The organism is Paraburkholderia sediminicola, from assembly GCF_046026895.1.
Lineage (GTDB): Bacteria > Pseudomonadota > Gammaproteobacteria > Burkholderiales > Burkholderiaceae > Paraburkholderia > Paraburkholderia sediminicola_C.
The window spans coordinates 35340-55665 of the sequence record NZ_JAQQEU010000021.1; the positions used below are offsets into that span (position 1 = coordinate 35340).

Below are 20326 nucleotides of genomic sequence, written 5' to 3' on the forward strand. Positions count from 1 at the left end.
ATCCAGACTGTCGGCCGAAAATTAATGTGCCCACAACCAAAATGGCCTGCCGCAACGCCTCACGCGTGTTTGCGAAGCCCCATGCGAACCGCTTAAAACGGAGCACCCATGCTCTATCAATTCCACGAATTCCAGCGGGCTATGTTGAGCCCCCTTACCGCCTGGGCCCAGGCCGCGTCGAAATCGTTCGCGAATCCCGCCAGTCCCCTAGCCTATGTGCCCGGCGCCACACGCCTGTCTGCCGGTTACGAACTGCTCTACCGGCTCGGCAAGGATTACGAAAAGCCCGAGTTCAATCTCCATCAGATCGTCAAAGATGGTCACAACATTCCGATCATCGAACAGATCATCGTCGAGAAACCGTTTTGCCGTCTGATGCGCTTCAAGCGCTTCGCCGACGACAGCGATGCTGTTGCCCAATTGAAAGATGAGCCGGTCGTGCTGGTTTGCGCACCGTTGTCGGGACACCACGCCACGCTGCTGCGCGACACCGTGCGAACGTTGTTGCAGGACCACAAGGTCTATCTGACCGACTGGATCGATGCGCGCATGGTGCCGCTCGAAGCCGGCGAGTTTGGTCTGGAGGACTACGTCGCATATATCCAGGAATTCATCCGTCACATCGGCGCGAAGAATCTGCACGTGATCTCGGTGTGCCAGCCGACCGTGCCGGTGCTCGCCGCCATTTCGCTACTGGCGAGCCGCGGCGAGGACACGCCGCGCACCATGACGATGATGGGCGGCCCGATCGACGCGCGCAAGAGCCCGACCTCGGTCAACTCACTCGCCACGCAGCACTCGTACCAGTGGTTCGAGAACAACGTGATCTTCACGGTGCCGCCGAACTATCCGGGCGTGGGCCGCAAGGTGTACCCGGGCTTTTTGCAGCACACCGGTTTTGTCGCGATGAATCCGGAACGTCATGCGGCCTCGCATTGGGACTTCTACCAGAGCCTGCTGCGCGGCGACGAAGAAGATGCGGAAGCGCATCGCAGCTTCTACGACGAGTACAACGCGGTGCTCGACATGGACGCGGACTACTACCTCGACACGATCCGTGTGGTGTTCCAGGAGTTCCGTCTCGCCGAAGGCACGTGGGACGTCGCCGGCGAGCGGGTGAAGCCGCAGGACATCAAGCACACCGCGCTGTTTACGATTGAAGGCGAACTGGACGATATCTCCGGTGACGGTCAGACCTTTGCGGCGCACGAACTGTGCACCGGCATTCCGGAGAACAACAAGCGCCACTTCACCGCGGAAAAATGCGGCCACTACGGCATTTTCTCGGGACGGCGCTGGCGCACCATCATCTATCCGCAGTTGCGCGACTTCATCCTCGAGCACAACAAGACGCAGAAGGTGGTGAAGGAAAAGGCTGAAGCCTGATCTGATTACCACACGCGCAGCAGTCGATTGACCACAACGGCCTCTCTGGAGGCCGTTGTCGTTGGTGGATCACGTCTGGTTTCGATGCGTGCTCGGGATGCGTGCCGGCGAGCAGCGCCCGTTTGCCACGCGCCCACGCCGCCCGCCTACTTGCGCAACAGATACGCGAGCAGCAGCTCGGTGTTCATCTGAATCACTTCACTGCGTTCGGCGGCACTGCTGAAATCGCGGCCGAGCGTCGCTTCGAGCGTGAAGCGGTTCGACACGATGTAGTAGCCCATTCCCGACAGCGTCACGTAAAAGCGCAACGGATCGACGTTGGTGCGAAACAGCCCCGCGCGCTGCCCGCGTTCGAGGATCCCGCCGAGCGTGGCGACGATCGGCGAGATCATTTCGCGGATGCGCGACGACTTCTGCATGTAGCGTGCTTCATGCAGGTTCTCGTTGTTGATCAGACGCAGCAGTTCGGGATGATCGCGGTAGTAATCCCAAACAAAATGCGCAAGACGCGTAACGGCCTCGACCGGCGCGATGCCATTCAGTTCGAGCGTGCGTTCCGCTTCGTTGAGCGCGCTGAATGCGTGCTCGAGTACCGCGGTGAAGAGCTGCTCCTTGCTACCGAAGTAGTAATAGAGCATCCGTTCATTGGTTTCCGCGCGGCGGGCAATCTGATCGACACGTGCGCCGAACAGCCCCCCATTTGCAAACTCTTCCGCCGCCGCAAGCAGAATGCGGCGCCTCGTGCCTTCAGGATCTCTTTTGATTTTCGGCTGATTCATGGTGGCATCGTCTTCGTGAGCCGCGTTATCCGGATCGCGCCGCCGGCCTCTCCTCGGGCCTTGCACCGACAGCGTTGAACGGGCGCGCCATGGTTGGGGGACACCCTTTTCTGCGGTCTTTCGAAAAAGCGCTTCGATTATGGCACATGGATTGCGGATGGCAATTGGGGAAATCGGCGATAATGTGGCATTTAGTTCAAGCTGTGCGGCCGCAAGGCAAGCCCCCACGTCGTGACCGTAACAGACATCAAAATACTGGCAGATCGCATCGAAGATCTGCTGCCTCAAACGCAATGCACCAAATGCGGTTATCCCGCATGCCGGCCTTATGCCGAAGCCATCGCGAACGGCGAAGCCAACTACAACCAATGCCCGCCGGGTGGTGCCGAAGGCATCGCACGCCTCTCCGCGCTGCTCGGCAAACCGGTGATTCCGCTGAATTCCGCCAACGGCGTCGAACGGCCGCGTCCTTTGGCGGTTATCGACGAACAGGTTTGCATCGGCTGCACGTTGTGCATGCAGGCGTGTCCGGTCGACGCAATAGTTGGCGCACCGAAACAGATGCACACCGTGATCGCCGAACTCTGCACCGGTTGCGATTTGTGCGTGCCGCCCTGTCCGGTCGACTGCATTTCGATGCCGCCTGTCACGGGCGACGCAAGCGGCTGGGACGCATGGAGCCAAAGCCAGGCCGACGCCGCGCGCGCGCGCCATGACCGGCGCGAAGCGCGCCTCGCGCGCGAACGCGAAGCCGCCGAAGCGCGCGCGGCGGCGCGGCGGTCCGTTGGCGGCACTGTCGCCGCAGCGAGCCAGGTGGCGCAGGCGCATGCCGCCCCGGCCACCGAAGACGCCGAAGCGAAGAAACGCGCGATTATCCAGGCCGCGCTCGAACGCGCTCGCAAGAAGAAAGAAGAACTGGCCGCCAAAGGCGAGGGCCCGTTGAACACCGAGCGTGTCAGCGCCGACGTGCAGGCGCAGATCGATGCCGCCGAGGCGCGCCGCCGCCGTCTCGGACTGACCGGCGACGACAACGACACTTCGTCCACGCCTCGCTAAGCGCAACCGCACGCAACCGCACGCTCCGCATGAATGCGAACAAACGCCGCGCCATCTACGAAACGCTCCAGAGTCTGAACCCGCATCCGACGACCGAGCTCGAGTACACGACACCGTTCGAACTGCTGATCGCCGTGCTGTTGTCCGCACAGGCCACGGACGTGTCGGTCAACAAGGCAATGCGCAAGATGTTCCCGGTTGCGAATACACCGCAGCAGGTGTTCGATCTCGGCGAAGAAGGCGTGGCCGGCTACATCCAGACGATCGGCCTTTACCGGACCAAGGCGAAGAACGTCATCGCGACCTGCCGCATTCTGCTCGACCAGTACGGTGGAGAAGTGCCCGAGGACCGTGAAGCACTCGAAAGCCTGCCGGGGGTCGGCCGCAAGACAGCCAACGTGATCCTGAACACGGCGTTCGGTCATCCGACCATCGCGGTCGACACGCACATCTTTCGGGTTGCCAATCGAACCGGGCTCGCGCCCGGCAAGGACGTTCGCGCGGTCGAAGCAGCGCTGGAGAAATTCACACCGCCCGAGTTCAGGCAGGATGCGCACCACTGGCTGATTCTGCACGGCCGCTATGTCTGCAAGGCGCGCCGGCCGGAGTGCTGGCATTGCGTGATCGAGCCGCTATGCGAATTCCGGCCCAAAACGCCGCCGCCGGATCTCTGAGCGCGCGGGCCGCCAGCAGGCCGCGCGGCCCCGGCGTAAAATGCTGGCCTGCGAGCTTGCCTCGCACGTTCCACTCCAACGCACCGGTTCCATGATGTTCAATCCCAGCCGCGACGAAGTCCGTCTTTTTTTCACCGACACCTGGCGCAAGCAGCGTCAAGGCGAGATTCTGACGCCGCTGGAGGCGATCGCCGCCGACTGGATCGTCGAGCATCCCGAATATCATGCCGACCTGTGCGATACCGACGCCGCCAAGGCGCAGGACTACTCGCCCGAGCGCGGGCAGACTAATCCGTTCCTGCATCTGTCGATGCATCTGGCGATCAGCGAACAGTTGTCGATCGACCAGCCGCCCGGCATTCGCGCAGCGCACGAGCGGCTTGCCGCCCGCCTCGGCTCGACGCACGAAGCGCAGCACGCGATCATGGACTGCCTCGGTGAGACCATCTGGGAAGCGCAGCGCACCGGCACGCCACCGGACACGGATGCGTATTTGCAGCGGATCGAGCGGCGCGCCACGCGCGATTGAGGGTTGGGCCGAGGTCCGCCCGCATGCGCATCGCCCATAGCGGATTACCCCTAATCGGCTGAACCCAAGCGGGCCGCCCAAAACAAAACACCCCGCCGAGGCGGGGTGTCGTTGAATTCAATCCGGATGCGGCGCGCTTATTTCTTCTGCACCAGGTCGCCGCTCAGCGATTCGACATAAGCCGCGATGTCTTTCATGTCACTTTGCGACAGGCTCTGCACCTGCGCCTGCATGATCGCGTTGTTGCGGCCGAGGTGCGGGTTGCCGACGCCCATCTGGTACTGGCGCAGAGCCCAGTAGATGTAGTCGGCGTGCTGACCGGCGAGCTTCGGATACTCCGGGACTACCGGCTTGTTCAGGTTCACCCCGTGACAGGCCGCGCAGTTGTGGCTGTCGGCCAGTACCTTGCCGTTGGCGGCGTCGGCGGCGTGCGCGACGTTCGCTGCAACCAGACCGATCACTGCCGCCGACGCGCATGCAGCCTTGAACACCATGTGGAGTGCCTGTTGGGGCTTAATCATGAATTCTCCTATCCCGCGAATATTGATAGCCGGGTGACCGACGCCGATCACTTGTCGGGATTGCTCTTCGAAGAGGAATTTTGCGCCGCGTAGTAGGCAGCGATGTCGGCGATGTCCTGGTCCGACAGCGAGACGGCGATGGCATGCATCGTATCGAAATGGCGGTCGCCCTTCTTGTAGCCGCGCAGGGCATTTTCCAGGTACGTCTGATTCTGGCCGCCAAGCATCGGCACGCGATAGACCTCAGGGTAAGCCGTGCGGTACTCGGGGATGCCGTGGCAGCCAATACACATCGCGACCTTGTCCTGGCCCGCCTTGGCGTTGCCGACGACATCCGCTGCCTGCGCGCTGGCCGCAAGGCCCGCGAGCACCGACAGCGCTGCGATCACGACATGTTTGCCGACGAATTTATTCATAGCAGGTAACCTGGCTTGAGGGGAACGGGCGCCCAAAAAGGCAACGGCCCGCGCCGTTCTTCTTATAGGGTAGCCACGCAGGCCAAAAAAATCGGGCTAATTGTACCGCGACGCCGCGCCGAACGTCCACAGCGCGGGGCCAGCGGGCCGCCCGCCGACTGCAAAGCCACGGCCCACGCCGCTCTAGTCCTGCGCGACCGCCGCGCAATGCTAGCCGATGCCCGGGCGCCCGGTCCGCGAAGCCCAACTCCAACTCCGACTCCGGCTCCGACACGACGCGGCAAGCGCGGCGCGAGCAGACGCCGGGCGCACCGTGCGAACACCAAACGGGCACATCACCCGCTCGTGCGCACCACCTGCAACGCGGTGCGACACACGCGCTCGCCGTGCGGCAACCCGGGCGACACCGCGGCTCACACCATACGCGAGCCGGTTTCAGGCCAACAGGCCTTCTGACTTATACTGGGTTTTTTCCCGAACACGAGCACCACGCCATGCGTTTCGAAGGCTCATCGCAGTACGTCGCCACCGACGACCTCAAGCTCGCGGTCAACGCCGCGATGACGCTCAAGCGTCCGTTGCTGATCAAGGGTGAACCGGGCACCGGCAAGACCATGCTCGCCGAAGAGGTCGCCGCCGCGCTCGACATGCCGCTCCTGCAGTGGCATATCAAGTCCACCACCAAGGCCCAGCAGGGTCTGTACGAATACGACGCCGTCTCGCGGCTGCGCGATTCGCAGCTCGGCGACGAGCGCGTCAAGGAAATCCGCAACTATATCGTCAAGGGCGTGCTGTGGCAGGCGTTCGAGTCGGAACAGCAAACCGTGCTGCTGATCGACGAGATCGACAAGGCCGACATCGAATTCCCGAACGACTTGCTGCGCGAACTCGACCGCATGGAGTTCTACGTCTACGAGACCCACGAACTGGTGCGCGCCAAACAGCGCCCGCTCGTGATCATCACGTCGAACAACGAGAAGGAGCTGCCCGACGCGTTCCTGCGCCGCTGCTTTTTCCACTACATCAAGTTTCCCGAGCCGGTCACGATGCAGCAGATCGTCGAGGTGCACTACCCCGGCATCAAGAAGGAACTGCTCGCCGCGGCGATGCAGAGCTTCTTCGAACTGCGCAACGTCGCCGGGCTGAAGAAGAAGCCGTCCACCTCGGAGCTGCTCGACTGGCTCAAGCTGCTGCTCGCCGAAGACATTCCGCCCGAAGCGCTGCGCTCGTCGGACCAGAAGCAGATCATTCCGCCGCTGCACGGCGCGCTGCTGAAGAACGAGCAGGACGTGAGCCTGTTCGAGCGTTTGATCTTCATGAACCGCAACAACCGTTGAGCGACTGCTGAGCGGCGGACGAGTCGCAGCCCGAGTCACAACCCGGCTCCCGGCACCGACCATTCGCCGCTGCAGCACGTATCCTGGATAGGACACAGCATGCTGATCGACTTCTTCTACTCGCTGCGCGCCGCCAAACTGCCGGTGTCGGTGAAGGAATACCTGACGCTGCTCGAAGCGCTCAAGGCCAACGTGATCGCGCCGTCGCTCGACGAGTTCTACTATCTCGCGCGCATCACGCTGGTCAAGGACGAACAGTATTTCGACAAGTTCGACCAGGCGTTCGGCGCGTATTTCAACGGTGTCGCGGTAGCCTCGGAGCTGGCCTTCGACGTCCCGCTCGACTGGCTGAAGAAGAAGCTGCAGCGCGACCTGTCGCCGGAAGAAAAAGCGCAGATCGAAGCGATGGGCGGCCTCGACAAGCTGATGGAGCGCCTCAAGGAACTGTTCGACGAACAGAAGGGGCGCCACGAAGGCGGCAGCAAATGGATCGGCACGGGCGGCACGTCGCCGTTCGGCAATGGCGGCTACAACCCGGAAGGCGTGCGCATCGGCGGCGATGCCGCGGGCAACCGCACCGCCGTGAAGGTCTGGGAAGCGCGCGCGTATCGCGACTACGACGACCAGGTGGAAATCGGCACGCGCAACATCAAGGTCGCGCTGCGGCGCCTGCGCCGCTTCGCGCGCGAAGGCGCCGCCGAAGAACTGGACCTGCCCGACACGATCCGCAGCACCGCCGCAAACGCCGGCTGGCTCGACCTGAAGATGGTGCCCGAGCGCCACAACAAGGTGAAGGTGCTGATGCTGCTCGACGTGGGCGGCTCGATGGACGACCATATCAAGCGCACCGAAGAGCTGTTCTCCGCTGCGAAGGCCGAGTTCAAGCATCTCGAGTTTTATTACTTCCACAACTGCGTGTACGACTTCCTGTGGAAGAACAATCGCCGCCGTCACGCCGAGCGCATGCCGACGTGGGACGTGCTGCACAAATTCGCGTCCGACTACAAGCTGATCTTCGTCGGCGACGCGACCATGAGCCCCTACGAAGTGCTGCAGCCGGGCGGCTCGGTCGAATACAACAACGCCGAAGCCGGCGCGGTATGGCTGCGCCGTCTCGCGGATCACTTCCCGCATCACGCATGGCTCAACCCTGAACCGGAAGGTTTGTGGGCGTACCGGCAATCAGTCAGCGCGATCCGCGAAGTGCTCGGACACCGCATGTACCCGCTCACGCTCGCCGGGTTGGAGACCGCGATGCGCATGCTGAGCAAATGACGCTGTCGTAGCGCGACCGGATTGCGGGTTTGCCGTTATGCCGCTGCCAAGCACTACCCTCAACTATAAGAAAATATCTGCATGAGTCCTTCTTCATCGCCGGAGTTGTCCCCGGCCGCCATGCCACCCAGGCGCCTCAATCCGATCGCCGACACGTCGCTGTCCACCATCGTCGCCGGCTTCGTCGCGATGATGACGGGCTACACCAGTTCGCTCGTGCTGATGTTCCAGGCGGGCCAGGCCGCGCATCTGAGCAGCGCGCAGATTTCATCGTGGATCTGTGCGCTGTCGATCGGCATGGCCGTCTGCACGATCGGTCTGTCGCTGCGCTTTCGCGCGCCGATCGTGATCGCGTGGTCGACGCCCGGCGCGGCGCTGCTGGTGTCGTCGCTGCCGCACGTGGCTTATGCGGAGGCGATCGGCGCGTTTATCGTCTGCGCGGCGCTGCTGACCGTGGTCGGTCTGACCGGGTGGTTCGACACGCTGATGAAGAAGATCCCGGCCGGCATCGCGTCGGCCTTGCTGGCGGGCATCCTGTTCGAGATCGGCATCGAGATTTTCGGCGCCGCGCAGTTCCAGACCGCGCTCGTGCTGACGATGTTCTTCACCTATCTGATCGTCAAACGGCTCGCGCCGCGCTACGCGATCGTGACGACGCTGATCGTCGGCACGGCCGCCGCTGCCGGGCTGGGGCTGCTCGATTTCAGCCACTTTCGCGTCGCGCTCGCGCAACCGGTGTTCACGATGCCGGCGTTCTCGGTGGCAGCCAGCGTCAGCATCGGAATTCCGCTGTTCGTCGTCGCGATGGCGTCGCAGAACGTGCCGGGCATCGCCGTGTTGCGCGCGGACGGTTACACCACGCCGTCCGCGCCGCTGATTTCGACGACCGGCATCGCGTCGCTGCTGCTCGCACCGTTCGGCTCGCACGGCATCAATCTTGCCGCGATCACGGCGGCCATCTGTACCGGCCCCGAAGCGCACGAAAACCGCGACAAGCGCTACACCGCCGCGGTCTGGGGTGGCATTTTCTATCTGCTGGCGGGCGTTTTCGGCGCGACCATCGCGGCCTTGTTCGCCGCCTTGCCGAAGGCGCTGGTGGTCTCCGTCGCGGCGCTGGCGCTGTTCGCCTCGATCATGAGCGGCCTCGCCAACGCGATGCAGGACGTGAAGCAGCGCGAGGCGGCGCTGGTGACCTTCATGGTGACGGCCTCCGGCCTGACGCTGCTGTCCATCGGACCGGCATTCTGGGGGCTGGTGGCGGGCGTGCTGACGCAACTGGTGCTGAACGCGCGGCGCGCGTGACGGATTGATGGCGGACGCTCGGCGCGGCAACGCGAACGGCCTCGTGCGGACGGCCCGCACGGCCAGCCGCTCCCCCGCCACGCCGACGCGACGAGAGAGCCCCCCGCGACAATCCGCACCGCGCGACGCCACCGCCCGAAATCCCCGTGAACGGATCGCCGGGGCCAACTGTCCATACCGGATCAGGCGATCCGCCATAGAATAGAAGCATCCGGCAGCGCTACCCGGCCACCTCGCGGGCGGCGCTGCAGCGTGACCCGCGGCCGCTGGCGCTGATTTCGTCCCGTCAGTCCGGCGGCGACCTCATTTCTCCTGAACCACGGCGCGCACGCGCCCTGAAGGCCTGAACATGACAACCGCACTCGATCAACTCAAGCAATACACCACCGTCGTCGCCGATACCGGTGACTTCCAGCAGCTTGCCCAGTACAAGCCGCAGGACGCGACCACCAATCCGTCGCTGATTCTGAAAGCGGTGCAGAAAGACGACTACCGGCCGCTGCTCGAAAAGACCGTGAAGGCGCATGCGTCCAAGCCGGTCGGCGCGATCATCGACCAGTTGCTGATCGCCTTCGGCACCGAAATCCTCAAAATCATCCCGGGCCGCGTGTCGACCGAAGTCGACGCGCGTCTGTCGTTCAATGTCGAAGCCTCGATCGCCAAGGGCCGCGAGCTGATCGCGCTGTACAAGGAGCACGGCATCGGCCGCGAACGCGTGCTGATCAAGCTGGCCTCGACGTGGGAGGGCGTCCGCGCGGCCGAAGTGCTGCAGAAGGAAGGCATCCACTGCAACATGACGCTGCTGTTCTCGCTCGCGCAGGCCGCGGCCTGCGCCGAAGCGGGCGCACAACTGATCTCGCCGTTCGTCGGCCGGATCTACGACTGGTACAAGAAGAACGCCGGCAGCGCGTGGGACGAAGCGAAAGACGGCGGCGCCAACGATCCGGGCGTCAAATCGGTGCGCCGCATTTACACGTACTACAAGAAGTTCGGCTACAAGACCGAGGTGATGGGCGCGAGCTTCCGCACCCCCGGTCAGATTCTGGAACTGGCCGGCTGTGACCTGCTGACCATCAGCCCGGATCTGCTGCAGAAGCTGCAGGAAAGCACCGACAAGGTGGAGCGCAAGCTCTCGCCGGCGCTGGCCAATGACGCGAACATCGAGCGCGTGCCGGTCGACGAAGCGTCGTTCCGCTTCCTCGTCAACGACGAAGCCATGGCGACCGAAAAGCTCGCCGAAGGCATCCGCGCGTTTGCCGCGGACGCCATCAAGCTGGAAAAGCTGATCGAAGCACTGCGTTAAGCGTGGCTTGCGCCGCCGCGTGATTCACGCGGCCGGAGACAGGCAAGCGGCCTTGGACCTCACGGTTCAAGGCCGCTTGGCGTTTATGGGCCGCTTCGGGTCGCGCTTCGACCTGCGGCTCGCTCCCCGCTTCGGAGCCCGATTCCGTCCCCGTGCGCAGCCGGCGGAGCCGCGGTTGTCTCCTGCGCGATAACGTCACAATCGACGCCGCAACAGGCGACTACAATCGTCCCCAAGCACCTTCCCCGCCGCTGTTAGCGGGAAAAACGACGGTGCCACCGACTTTATATCCCCGGAGACGATCATGTACGTTCAGCCCTACGTATTTTTCAACGGCCGTTGCGAGGAGGCGCTCGAGTATTACTGCGAGAAGCTCGGCGCCGAAGTCACGTTCAAGATGCGCTACAAGGAAGCGCCGCCGGATACGGAAAACCGGCCACGCCCGGGTCTCGAAGAAAAGATCATGCATGCCAACGTGCGGATGGGTTCGACCGACTGGATGGCCTCCGACGGCAATTGCGATCCCGCCGCCAATCCGATGAACGGCTTCAGTCTGTCGTTGACGGCCGACGACAGCGCGTCCGCCCAGAAATACTTCAACGCGCTGGCCGACGGCGGCCAGGTGATGCTACCGTTCCAGCCGACCTTCTGGAGCAAGGGGTTCGGGATGGTGGTGGATCGCTTCGGTCTGATGTGGATGGTGACGCTGCCGCCGGAGGCCTGAAACTGCCCCCACCTACTCTTTCCGCAACCCCCGCCCATGCCGCTCGATATTCCAGTTCGACTCGGTCTCCAGCAACAGCGCGCGCAAGCGGTCCACCTGCTCCGCGAGCCGCTGCCCGAGCCAGTACGGGCCTTGCAAATCGGGCGGCAGCCCCGGCGCCGCATCGCCGCACGTCTGCACTAGCGGCGATGCCGCCGGGATGCCGAAGCGCGTCACGTGCCCGAAGCGCAGTGCACGCGCGATCGCGAGCAGAATCGCCCGCACTGAACGCACTTCGGCGCCGCATTGCCGCGCGTACGCGGTGCGGGCTGCGGCATCCGCCTGCATCAGCGGACCGGTCGCGAGCAACTCCAGCGCGCTGAGCACCGAGCGATGCAGCCGCTGGATCTCTTCCAGCTTCGCCTGCGGCACGTCGATTTCCTTCGCCACCGACGGCATCAGCGAGCGCAATTGCACCAGCCGCTTGTTGATTTGCAGAAAGCGCCTGACCTGCTCCTCTTCGCCGATGGTCTCGCCATCGAGCAGGCGCGCGTAGATCGACGCGCATTCGCGCAGATTGGCGGCGAGCCCGTAACGCCACGAATAGGTCGCGTGCAACGGCAGCGCGAACGAAAACGCCAGCGCGATCACGATGCCGATCAGCACGTTCAGCGTGCGCCAGAGTCCGACTTCGATCAGGTTGTCGCCATGACCCGCGACGATGCACATCGTGATCGCCGTCAGCAGCCCGACATAGCCCGCCGAGCCAATCGCGAACCACGCGCAGATCGACGCAACGATCGCCATCAGCACATAGGTGAGCGGCAGCGAGCCGATCAGGTTCTGCTGCAAGATCAGCAACAGCCCGATCGACGCCCCGAGCAGCGTCCCCGCCGCGCGCTCGGCCGCCTTCTTGCGGATATTGCCGTGATGCTGCAAGCCGCCGATCACCACCAGCAGCGTCACCGACGACCAGATGCCGTGCGGAATGTCGATACCGGTGGTTGCGAGAATCGAGAACAGCATCGCGAGGCCGACGCGCACGCTGTGCAGCGCCCTCGCGTGGCGATAGCGGTAGTAAGGCGAGGTCACCGCACGCACCATCCGGCTGAGCGCTGAACGGCGTGGAATCACGGTACGGGAATCGGCAGAAGCCATGGCGGCGTATCGGCCTCATGAAAGCCCCAGGAAGGCCCATGCAGGACCGACGAAGGACGCGTTGAAGGACGGTTCCGCTATCCTGCCCTGAGTGCCCGCCAAAGACAAACGCCCGCAAACTTTCGTCTGCGGGCGCTGCGTCGTTCAACGCGCCGCACCGGATGAAACCGGACGGCGCGCAGCCGGGCGATCAGCCTTCGACCACATCCAGATAATCTTCCGGACGGGTACGGTCTTCGGCGCGCTGCATGCCGAACACGCGCACCAGCAGGCTCACCACCACCGCCACCACCAGGTTCACGATCAGCGACCACACCGCCGCATAGCCCGGAATCGCGATGCCGAACAGATGGATCGTGAAGATCGAGCTGGCCAGCTTCAGCGAAATCGCCATCCACGTGCCGGTGGCGATACCGACCGCCCAGCCCGCCAGCAGGCCGCGATAGTCGAGCACCCGCGTGTACAGACCCAGCACGATGGCCGGCAGCGTCTGGATGATCCAGATGCCGCCGAGCAACTGCAACTGGATCGCATACGTGAGCGGCAGACCGAGAATGAACGCGACCGCGCCAACCTTGACGATCAGCGAGACCAGCTTCGCGACGTTGGTCTCCTGCTCGTGCGTCATGTTGCGGTTGACGAACTCCTTGTGCACGTTGCGCGTGTACAGGTTCGCTGCCGCGATCGACATGATCGCCGCCGGCACCAGCGCGCCGATACCGATCGCCGCGAACGCCACGCCGACGAACCACGACGGGAAGAAGTGCAAGAACAGCGCCGGCACCGCGAAGTTCGGCCCGAACGCCTTGAAGTACGGCACGAACTCCGGCATGTCCTTCACGCCGGCCGCAAGCGCCATGAAACCGAGCAGCGCGAGCAGACCGAGCACCAGCGAATAGGCCGGCAGCAGCGCCATGTTGCGGCGGATCGTGTTGCCCGACTTCGACGACAGCACCGCGGTGATCGAATGCGGGTACAGGAACAGCGCGAGCGCCGAGCCGACCGCGAGCGTCGCGTAGGCGCTGTAGCCGTTCAGACTCGACACGTCGGGCGACTTCAGCAGCAGCTTGGCCGGCGGCACCACGCCGAAGATATGGCCGAAGCCGCCCAGTTGCGGCGGAATCACGATGATCGCGGCGAAGATCGTCACGTAGATCAGGATGTCCTTGACCACCGCGATCATGGCCGGCGCGCGCAGGCCCGACGTGTACGTGTAGGCGGCAAGAATTGCGAACGCGATAATCAGCGGCAGATCGCCGACGAAGCCCGTGGTGTCGAAGCCGAGCGCGCCGATCACCACTTCGATGCCGACCAGTTGCAGCGCGATGTACGGCATGGTCGCGACGATGCCGGTCACGGCGATAGCCAGCGCGAGCATGCGGCTGCCATAGCGGGCCGACACGAAGTCCGCCGATGTCACGTAGCCGTGACGCTTGGCGATGCTCCACAGTTTGGGGAACACGACGAAGGCGAACGGATAGATCAGGATCGTGTACGGCAGCGCGAAGAAACCGGTTGCCCCTGCACCGAACACCAGTGCCGGCACGGCGATGAACGTGTACGCGGTGTACAGGTCGCCGCCCAGCAGGAACCACGTGACGATGGTGCCGAAGCGCCGGCCGCCGAGGCCCCACTCTTCCAGATGGGCGAGGTCGCCGCGCCGCCAATGGGCCGCGACGAAGCCGAGAATCGTGACGCCGATGAAAAACAGAACGAAGACGAAAGTCGCAGTGGCGTTCATTATTGCGCGCCCCCTTGCGAACGGCCCGTGTAGCGCGATTTGGTCTTGAAGTACACGAGTGCCGTGATGACCGCGCTGATCAGCACCCACAGCAGCTGGTACCAGTAGAAGAACGGGAAGTCGAACAACTGCGGTTCGATCCTGTTGTACGACGGCACCCAGATCATTGCGATCCAGGGCAGCAGCAGCAACCAGAGCCAGTGCTTGCTGGCCTTGTTCGCGTCGGCGTCGTGAGCCATGACGTCTCCTCTTTCCTATTTTTGAATTGTCGAGCCCGTGGTTGACGGGAGGTGATTCCCGCGGCGGGTGGCTACGGGCGCCCCGAAAGCTCCGAAAGAGTATAGGAGCGGCGAACTCGCGGTCAAGCAGGGACGACCCGAGGCGAAATCGCGCCTGGACGGCGGAAACGGCGAGAAAGATGCATGCTGGGTCAGTGCGCGCGGGGCTTGCACTGCCTGCGTCGGCGACGCACGTTATGCGCAATCGGATTGATTGGAGTCGAGCGCCGGGCCGGGCGAAGCAATGATTGGCAGCGCTTAATGGTGACGGGCGTGATTGCAGCGGCGGATGCGCTGCTGCCTGCGGTTTCAGTCGGGTTGGCACCACGACGGGGCGCCTGGAGCGGCAGCCGCTGAGCGTGCCTGACGCTGCTTTCGTGGTCGGCGAGTGTGGCGCGGCCGAGACACTCGGGCTATCCCGCGCACGCCGGGCGGCCCTTGAAACATTGCCAGCGGCCGCGAACCGGCATCCATACCGGCCCGGCCGCGGCGACGCTCAGATCGAGAACGACGCGCCCTTCTGACCGGTCGATTCCTGCAACCCCTTGATCCACTTGCGCGCCGGCAAGCCAAGTTCCGCTTCGATCAGTTTCGCGCGGGTCTGCAGCGCGGTGAACGGCACGTCGAGCGCCGGGCCCGAAAACGCAAGCGCGATGCGGTTGCCGTCGTGCACTTCCGGCAGCGCGATCACGCGGCCGTCGAATGCTTCGTTCAGACGCTTCATGTTGCGCACGAAGCTCGGATGATCGCCGAACAGATTCACCGTCACCATGCCCGTGCTGGTCAGACACGCGCGCGCCGCGCGATAGAAGCCGACGCTCTCGAGCACCGGACCACGCGCGGTCGCATCGTAGACGTCGATCTGCAACGCGCCGATCGTGCCGTGATTGGCGCTGTCGTTGACGAAGTCCCACGCATCGGTTTCGTGCACGGTCAGGCGTGCGTCGTCGTGCGGCAGCTCGAACATCGTGCGCGCGGCCACCACGACCGCCGGGTTCACTTCGACCGCCTCGACCTTCGCGCGCTTCAGGAAGCGGTGCGCGAACTTGGTCAGCGACGCCGCGCCCAGGCCGAGCTGAACGATGCGCTGCGGGGTTTCGATGAACAGCAGCCAGGCCATCATCTGCTGCGCGTATTCGAGTTCGATGTGATCCGGCTTGCGCAGACGCATCGCGCCTTGCACCCATTCCGTGCCGAAGTGCAGGAAGCGCACGCCGCCCTCTTCCGAGAACGTCACCGGCGCGAAACGCGGCTTGCGCGGCGCTTCGATTTGCGGCGCGTCGTGCAGGTCTTCGTCGTGCGTGGCGCGCTTGTTGTTGCGCGCGTTTTTCTGCGCGTTTTTCTGTTTGCCGCCGGTGCTTTCAGCGTCCCGGTTACGGAAGGCACGCGCCTCGGCCGAAGCGCGCTTGATCAATTTCGTCATGTGAGGATGTCGCGCCAGAGGCACAATTTTTGGTCGAACGAGAGCATAGCATTCGCCGGACTCGACGAAGGCAATACGAGGGTGGCGTAGCCCGCCGCGCCGATCACCGGCGCGAAGCGCCCCGCCGTCTTGCCGTTGAAGCAGACTTTCCGCAGTAGCGGCGCATGCGCATGCAACGACGCGAAGTCGTTCGGTTGCGCGTTGCGAATCGCCGAATCGAGGCTTCCCTCGCGATGGCATGCGTCGAGTACGTCCCAAATGCCGATGCGATGAGCGAGCACGCGCGTCAACCGCTCTTCGTACGGCAACTCGTGGAGCGCAGGCTCGTCGAACACCGCGCCGAGCAGGCGCCAGAACTGGTTGCGCGGATGCGCGTAATACTGGGTCGCGGCGAGCGACGCCTCGCCGGGAAAACTGCCCAGAATCAGCGTATGCGTATCGGCGGCGACGACTGGGGGAAAGCCGCGCAGCATCAGCAGCTCCGCTCGCCCGGCGCGCGCGGCGCGGGATGGGCGCGCGACGCGGTGTGCTCGAGCGCACGGCCGTGTTCGCGCGCGCGCGGCGGCGCGGCGTGAGGTGCATGCGCTTGTGCAGCCGCGCCGCCCTCGCTCGCATCGCCCGCCCCCGACGCCAGAAGTGCCCACAGCGCCGGCAACATGCACTCGGTGACCATCAACGGTGCGCCGTGACGCTCGAACACCGAGCGGCGCGCGACCAGTGCATGCGGCGGCGCACCGTTGACTTCACGCACAGCCAGCCGGTACAACGGATGACGCGCGCCCACCCTGCGGCTCACCAGCGACGAACGCGCGACGCTGCTGTCGCTATACAGCAGTTCGGCGAGCGGCCGCGTGCGCAAGCGCCGCGTAGCCTGCCACACGCCGACGCTTGCCGCGCGCGGCGTCACGCTATGCGCCGCGACAAACGGCACACCGTCCACCGACAACACCACTTCCCGCACCCACACCGGCGCGCGCGGCGCGAGGCCGAGCGCGGCGCACTCGTCGGGCCACGGCAGCGCGACGGATTCGCGCGTGACGCGCACCGCGACCGCACCGAGCGCGCGCAGATGCGCAGTCAGCGAACCACCACGGGTCAACCAGTCTTTCTGGGCGGCGCTAAAGCCGGGCAAGGGCGCGACGCGCCAGTGGGCGTCGGCGGCATCGAAACGGATAGGCATGGTGTCGGATTATAACGGCGCGGCCAGGCAAGGCTTTCCGCGCGCAGGTGCTTCGCTGCGTGGCGATCGAACGACAACGACACCGCCGCTGCCGATCCGCCGCAGCCAGCTTGCCGTTTTCGGACACATCTGATTCCCCCGCTCGGCGACGCGCGATAAAACCTTCGTGCTTTAGCCAAACCGGCCGTCCGTCCGCGTTCGAAGGACGCGCCGTCCAATCGCACAATCAACAAGGGAGAAAGAAAATGAAGACGATCCTGCGCACCATGTCGTGCGCGTTCTCGGTGTTGCTGGTGGCGGGCTGCGCCGCGCCGCTCAATCGCGATACGGAAGTGGCGCTGAACAAGGCGGCCGGCATCGACGTGACGTCGGTCGCGGACGGCGTCGCGGTCAAGCTGCCCGAAACCGCGTTGTTCGACTTCAACAAGTCCGAAGTGCGCGCCGATGCGAGTGCGGTGGTCAACCGTTCGGCGATTCTGCTCAAGCGCAGCAAACAGCCGATCGTCGTCGAAGGCTATACCGACAACGTCGGCACCCTCGACTACAACCAGCAATTGTCCGAAGCGCGCGCGACCTCGGTGGGTTACGCCCTGGTCGAACGCGGGGTGGCGCAGGATCGCATTCGCACGAAGGGCAACGCGTACAACAACCCGGTGGCCAGCAACGATACGCCCGAAGGTCGCGCATTGAACCGGCGCACGGAGATCATCGTGCGCGGTGAATCGATCGAGACGCTGATGGGCAAGCAGTAGGCAGCGGCGCACGCCGGAGCATTGAGGCCGATGTATTCGACAAAAAACACTTCGGAGTCCAACTTGAACACTGAAAATTTCAAAGAAACTTCTGCTCGTATCGCCCGCCTTGCGACGCTCATCTTGCAACGCGCCGAGGCCCCGTATCAGGAAAAAGAACTGGCAGGCTCGGCGCTCGCGCAGCACCACACGGTGAAACAGACCAGCCGGGCCATCGGCAGTCTCGCGGCGAGGCTGCTCGCAGACCCTGCGTCCAGTCACGAGACGAAGGAACTGGCAGGCTGCGTGCTCACGCAAGTACGTCGCTTGCAGGAACCGGGTTCCGCTGCGTGATGAATCACCGTCGAGCGTCTTGGCCTGACACGTCGGAACCGGCCGCCTGATCGGCGCCGCCGCGACGGGCAAAAAAAATGCGCTGCCGAAGCAGCGCATTTTCAACCACAAACGTCCGCGCGACGCTGTCGGCTCATGCCGACGTCCTGCTCACCGCACGCTCAACCTGCGCGCGCCAGCAGCAGCGCATTGGTCCGCTTCACGAAGCTCGCCGGATCTTCCAGCGCGCCGCCTTCGGCGAGCAAGGCCTGATCGAACAACAGATGGCACCAGTCGTCGAAATTCGCGCTGTCCGCGTGCAAGCCCTTGACCAGCGCGTGCTCCGGATTGACTTCGAGAATCGGGTGGTACGACGGCGCCTGCTGGCCGGCGGCCTTCAGCATACGCTGCAGATAGCCGCTCATTTCGCCATCGTCGGCGACGAGGCACGACGGCGAGTCGGTCAGACGGAAGGTCAGACGCACGTCCTTCGCCTTGTCCTTCAGCGCTTCTTTCATTTTCTCGACGAGTGGCTTGAACTCTTCGCCGACCTTTTCCTGTGTCTGTTTTTCCTCGTCGTTCAGCGCGCCCAGATCGAGGTCGCCGCGCGCCACGCTTTGCAGTGGCTTACCGTCGAATTCGTTGAGGAACGACAGCATCCACTCATCGACGCGATCGGTCAGCAGCAGCACTTCCACGCCCTTCTTGCGGAACACTTCGAGATGCGGGCTGTGGGTCGCGGCCTGCCAGGTGTCGGCGGTGACGTAGTAGATCTTGGTTTGCTCGGGCTTCATGCGCGCGACGTAGTCGGCCAGCGACACGGTCTGCTCGGGCGTTTCCGTATGCGTGGACGCAAAGCGCACCAGCTTCGCGATGCGCTCGCGATTGGCGAAATCTTCGCCGATGCCTTCCTTCAGCACCTGGCCGAATTCCTTCCAGAACCCGGCGTATTTTTCCTTGTCGGCGTCGTTCTCCGAGTTGGCCAACTCTTCGAGCATCGACAGCGAGCGCTTGGTCACGCCCTCGCGGATCGCCTTCACGTCGCGGCTTTCCTGCAGGATTTCGCGCGACACGTTCAGCGGCAGATCGCTCGAATCGACCACGCCCTTCACGAAACGCAGATACGCCGGCAGCAGTTGCTCGGCGTCGTCCATGATGAAGACGCGCTTCACGTACAGTTTCAGGCCGCCGCGCTGCTCGCGGTTCCACAGGTCGAACGGCGCGTGGCTCGGCACGTACAGCAGTTGCGTGTACTCGCTGCGGCCTTCCACACGGTTGTGGGTCCACGTGAGCGGGTCCTGATGATCGTGCGAGATGTGCTGATAGAACTGCTTGTACTGCTCTTCGCTGATGTCGTTCTTCGCGCGGCTCCAGAGCGCGCTCGCCTGGTTGACGGTCTCGTCCTCGTCCTTCGTGACCATCTCGCTCTTTTCCGCGTCCCATTCTTCCTTCTGCATCAGGATCGGCAGCGCGACGTGGTCCGAGTACCTCTGGATGATCGACTTCAGACGATGCGACGACAGCAGGTCGTCCTCATCCGCACGCAGATGCAGAGTGATGGTGGTGCCGCGCGCGGCGCGCTCGATCTGCTCCACCGCGAAATCGCCCTCGCCCGCGCTGACCCAGCGCACGCCTTCCGAGGCGGGCAAGCCGGCGCGGCGCGTTTCGACCCTGATCTTGTCGGCAACGATGAAACCCGAATAGAAGCCCACGCCGAACTGGCCGATCAGCGCCGCGTCTTTCTGCTGGTCCCCGGAGAGCTTGCCGAAAAACTCCTTGGTGCCCGAGCGGGCGATCGTGCCGAGATGCGAGATCGTCTCGTCGCGGCTCATGCCGATGCCGTTGTCGTCGAGCGTGACCGTGCGCGCGGCCTTGTCGTACGACACGCGAATCCGCAGGTTCGGATCGTTCTCGTACAGCGCGCTGTTTTCGATCGCTTCGAAGCGCAGCTTGTCGGCCGCGTCGGATGCGTTCGAGATCAGCTCGCGCAGAAAGATTTCCTTGTTGCTGTACAGCGAATGGATCATCAGTTGCAGAAGCTGTTTCACTTCTGCCTGAAAGCTCATGGTTTCTTGTGCCATGGTCGGACTTCCTCTCTGTTGCGAATGGGGTTCAGGCTGGGTTTGGCGCTCCGGCGGCGGCGTTCGGCGCGCCCTTGCGCGCTGGACAGCGGCGCCGCGCCGGACCGACTGCTTGCCGGT

Annotated in this window: 21 protein-coding genes; 11 read left to right on the top strand and 10 right to left on the bottom strand. The window is 63.9% G+C overall.

Annotation, left to right across the window (positions count from 1 at the left end):
* The first annotated feature begins 108 nt into the window (after positions 1 to 108).
* A complete protein-coding gene (locus tag PQR02_RS16855) occupies positions 109 to 1386 on the top strand; it encodes a polyhydroxyalkanoate depolymerase (protein WP_408232914.1) in 1278 nt (425 codons plus the stop codon).
* 146 nt (positions 1387 to 1532) lie between these two features.
* Here the strand turns inward: PQR02_RS16855 and PQR02_RS16860 are convergent, their stop codons facing one another.
* Complete coding sequence (locus PQR02_RS16860; protein ID WP_408232917.1) at positions 1533 to 2165, bottom strand: TetR/AcrR family transcriptional regulator; 633 nt, start codon at positions 2163 to 2165, stop codon at positions 1533 to 1535.
* 231 nt (positions 2166 to 2396) lie between these two features.
* Here PQR02_RS16860 and rsxB point away from each other — a divergent pair, with 231 nt between their 5' ends.
* The 3 genes from rsxB to PQR02_RS16875 all read left to right on the top strand — a co-directional run bounded on the left by rsxB (position 2397) and on the right by PQR02_RS16875 (position 4424).
* Entirely contained in the window at positions 2397 to 3221 is an 825-nt protein-coding gene (gene rsxB, locus PQR02_RS16865) for an electron transport complex subunit RsxB (protein ID WP_408232920.1), read from the top strand.
* A gap of 29 nt (positions 3222 to 3250) precedes the next feature.
* Positions 3251 to 3895 (top strand): endonuclease III, encoded by a 645-nt coding sequence (nth, locus tag PQR02_RS16870; RefSeq protein WP_408232923.1) that lies wholly within the window; start codon positions 3251 to 3253, stop codon positions 3893 to 3895.
* A 94-nt stretch (positions 3896 to 3989) separates the two neighbouring features.
* Complete coding sequence (locus tag PQR02_RS16875) at positions 3990 to 4424, top strand: DUF1841 family protein (protein ID WP_408233134.1); 435 nt, start codon at positions 3990 to 3992, stop codon at positions 4422 to 4424.
* Positions 4425 to 4561: 137 nt separating this feature from the next.
* Here PQR02_RS16875 and PQR02_RS16880 read toward each other — a convergent pair whose 3' ends face one another.
* Positions 4562 to 4945 carry a c-type cytochrome gene (locus PQR02_RS16880; RefSeq protein ID WP_408232926.1) on the bottom strand — a complete coding sequence of 128 codons (384 nt, stop codon included), beginning with the start codon at positions 4943 to 4945 and terminating at the stop codon, positions 4562 to 4564.
* A 47-nt stretch (positions 4946 to 4992) separates the two neighbouring features.
* Positions 4993 to 5361 (bottom strand): c-type cytochrome, encoded by a 369-nt coding sequence (locus PQR02_RS16885; protein WP_408232929.1) that lies wholly within the window; start codon positions 5359 to 5361, stop codon positions 4993 to 4995.
* A 494-nt stretch (positions 5362 to 5855) separates the two neighbouring features.
* Between PQR02_RS16885 and PQR02_RS16890 the strand changes: the two genes are divergently transcribed.
* The 5 genes from PQR02_RS16890 (at position 5856) to PQR02_RS16910 (ending at position 11302) form a co-directional block, all read left to right on the top strand.
* Positions 5856 to 6698, top strand: a complete 843-nt coding sequence (locus PQR02_RS16890) for an AAA family ATPase (RefSeq protein WP_408232932.1) — start codon at positions 5856 to 5858, stop codon at positions 6696 to 6698.
* A 99-nt stretch (positions 6699 to 6797) separates the two neighbouring features.
* On the top strand, positions 6798 to 7973 hold the full coding sequence (locus tag PQR02_RS16895) for a vWA domain-containing protein (RefSeq protein ID WP_408232935.1): 1176 nt from the start codon (positions 6798 to 6800) through the stop codon (positions 7971 to 7973).
* A gap of 81 nt (positions 7974 to 8054) precedes the next feature.
* Positions 8055 to 9275 carry a benzoate/H(+) symporter BenE family transporter gene (locus PQR02_RS16900; RefSeq protein ID WP_408232938.1) on the top strand — a complete coding sequence of 407 codons (1221 nt, stop codon included), beginning with the start codon at positions 8055 to 8057 and terminating at the stop codon, positions 9273 to 9275.
* A 349-nt stretch (positions 9276 to 9624) separates the two neighbouring features.
* Positions 9625 to 10578: a transaldolase gene (tal, locus tag PQR02_RS16905; RefSeq protein ID WP_408232941.1), complete on the top strand. Its 954-nt coding sequence runs from the start codon at positions 9625 to 9627 to the stop codon at positions 10576 to 10578.
* Between the two features lie 304 nt (positions 10579 to 10882).
* Complete coding sequence (locus tag PQR02_RS16910; protein ID WP_408232944.1) at positions 10883 to 11302, top strand: VOC family protein; 420 nt, start codon at positions 10883 to 10885, stop codon at positions 11300 to 11302.
* A 12-nt stretch (positions 11303 to 11314) separates the two neighbouring features.
* On the opposite strand, the gene PQR02_RS16915 is transcribed toward PQR02_RS16910, so the two are convergent.
* The 6 genes from PQR02_RS16915 to PQR02_RS16940 form a co-directional block, all read right to left on the bottom strand.
* Positions 11315 to 12439, bottom strand: coding sequence for an FUSC family protein (locus PQR02_RS16915; protein WP_408232947.1), 1125 nt, complete (start codon positions 12437 to 12439; stop codon positions 11315 to 11317).
* Between the two features lie 190 nt (positions 12440 to 12629).
* Positions 12630 to 14180 (bottom strand): monocarboxylate uptake permease MctP, encoded by a 1551-nt coding sequence (mctP, locus tag PQR02_RS16920; RefSeq protein ID WP_408232950.1) that lies wholly within the window; start codon positions 14178 to 14180, stop codon positions 12630 to 12632.
* On the bottom strand, positions 14180 to 14419 hold the full coding sequence (locus PQR02_RS16925) for a DUF3311 domain-containing protein (RefSeq protein WP_408232953.1): 240 nt from the start codon (positions 14417 to 14419) through the stop codon (positions 14180 to 14182). Before PQR02_RS16925 ends, mctP begins: the two co-directional genes overlap by 1 nt.
* 535 nt (positions 14420 to 14954) lie before the next feature.
* Positions 14955 to 15881 (bottom strand): class I SAM-dependent methyltransferase, encoded by a 927-nt coding sequence (locus PQR02_RS16930; RefSeq protein WP_408232956.1) that lies wholly within the window; start codon positions 15879 to 15881, stop codon positions 14955 to 14957.
* Positions 15878 to 16354, bottom strand: a complete 477-nt coding sequence (locus PQR02_RS16935) for a DNA-deoxyinosine glycosylase (RefSeq protein ID WP_408232959.1) — start codon at positions 16352 to 16354, stop codon at positions 15878 to 15880. Before PQR02_RS16935 ends, PQR02_RS16930 begins: the two co-directional genes overlap by 4 nt.
* The gene (locus tag PQR02_RS16940; protein WP_408232962.1) at positions 16354 to 17061 is read right to left on the bottom strand and encodes a chorismate--pyruvate lyase family protein; all 708 of its coding nucleotides are present in this window, start codon (positions 17059 to 17061) and stop codon (positions 16354 to 16356) included. The genes PQR02_RS16935 and PQR02_RS16940 overlap by 1 nt, the downstream gene beginning before the upstream one ends.
* Before the next feature lie 245 nt (positions 17062 to 17306).
* Between PQR02_RS16940 and PQR02_RS16945 the strand changes: the two genes are divergently transcribed.
* Positions 17307 to 17813 carry an OmpA family protein gene (locus PQR02_RS16945; protein ID WP_408232965.1) on the top strand — a complete coding sequence of 169 codons (507 nt, stop codon included), beginning with the start codon at positions 17307 to 17309 and terminating at the stop codon, positions 17811 to 17813.
* A 30-nt stretch (positions 17814 to 17843) separates the two neighbouring features.
* Positions 17844 to 18146: a hypothetical protein gene (locus PQR02_RS16950; protein WP_408232968.1), complete on the top strand. Its 303-nt coding sequence runs from the start codon at positions 17844 to 17846 to the stop codon at positions 18144 to 18146.
* A 161-nt stretch (positions 18147 to 18307) separates the two neighbouring features.
* On the opposite strand, the gene htpG is transcribed toward PQR02_RS16950, so the two are convergent.
* A complete protein-coding gene (gene htpG / locus PQR02_RS16955) occupies positions 18308 to 20206 on the bottom strand; it encodes a molecular chaperone HtpG (RefSeq protein WP_408232971.1) in 1899 nt (632 codons plus the stop codon).
* Positions 20207 to 20326: the final 120 nt, after the last annotated feature.

Coding starts and splice junctions, on each gene's coding strand:
- PQR02_RS16875 (WP_408233134.1), top strand. CDS start 3,990: ATGTTCAATCCCAGCCGCGACGAAGTCCGTCTTTTTTTCACCGACACC.
- nth (WP_408232923.1), top strand. CDS start 3,251: ATGAATGCGAACAAACGCCGCGCCATCTACGAAACGCTCCAGAGTCTG.
- PQR02_RS16910 (WP_408232944.1), top strand. CDS start 10,883: ATGTACGTTCAGCCCTACGTATTTTTCAACGGCCGTTGCGAGGAGGCG.
- PQR02_RS16945 (WP_408232965.1), top strand. CDS start 17,307: ATGAAGACGATCCTGCGCACCATGTCGTGCGCGTTCTCGGTGTTGCTG.
- PQR02_RS16915 (WP_408232947.1), bottom strand. CDS start 12,439: ATGGCTTCTGCCGATTCCCGTACCGTGATTCCACGCCGTTCAGCGCTC.
- PQR02_RS16930 (WP_408232956.1), bottom strand. CDS start 15,881: ATGACGAAATTGATCAAGCGCGCTTCGGCCGAGGCGCGTGCCTTCCGT.
- PQR02_RS16860 (WP_408232917.1), bottom strand. CDS start 2,165: ATGAATCAGCCGAAAATCAAAAGAGATCCTGAAGGCACGAGGCGCCGC.
- PQR02_RS16900 (WP_408232938.1), top strand. CDS start 8,055: ATGAGTCCTTCTTCATCGCCGGAGTTGTCCCCGGCCGCCATGCCACCC.
- PQR02_RS16880 (WP_408232926.1), bottom strand. CDS start 4,945: ATGATTAAGCCCCAACAGGCACTCCACATGGTGTTCAAGGCTGCATGC.
- htpG (WP_408232971.1), bottom strand. CDS start 20,206: ATGGCACAAGAAACCATGAGCTTTCAGGCAGAAGTGAAACAGCTTCTG.
- PQR02_RS16935 (WP_408232959.1), bottom strand. CDS start 16,354: ATGCTGCGCGGCTTTCCCCCAGTCGTCGCCGCCGATACGCATACGCTG.
- PQR02_RS16950 (WP_408232968.1), top strand. CDS start 17,844: ATGTATTCGACAAAAAACACTTCGGAGTCCAACTTGAACACTGAAAAT.
- mctP (WP_408232950.1), bottom strand. CDS start 14,180: ATGAACGCCACTGCGACTTTCGTCTTCGTTCTGTTTTTCATCGGCGTC.
- PQR02_RS16925 (WP_408232953.1), bottom strand. CDS start 14,419: ATGGCTCACGACGCCGACGCGAACAAGGCCAGCAAGCACTGGCTCTGG.
- PQR02_RS16890 (WP_408232932.1), top strand. CDS start 5,856: ATGCGTTTCGAAGGCTCATCGCAGTACGTCGCCACCGACGACCTCAAG.
- PQR02_RS16885 (WP_408232929.1), bottom strand. CDS start 5,361: ATGAATAAATTCGTCGGCAAACATGTCGTGATCGCAGCGCTGTCGGTG.
- PQR02_RS16855 (WP_408232914.1), top strand. CDS start 109: ATGCTCTATCAATTCCACGAATTCCAGCGGGCTATGTTGAGCCCCCTT.
- PQR02_RS16940 (WP_408232962.1), bottom strand. CDS start 17,061: ATGCCTATCCGTTTCGATGCCGCCGACGCCCACTGGCGCGTCGCGCCC.
- tal (WP_408232941.1), top strand. CDS start 9,625: ATGACAACCGCACTCGATCAACTCAAGCAATACACCACCGTCGTCGCC.
- PQR02_RS16895 (WP_408232935.1), top strand. CDS start 6,798: ATGCTGATCGACTTCTTCTACTCGCTGCGCGCCGCCAAACTGCCGGTG.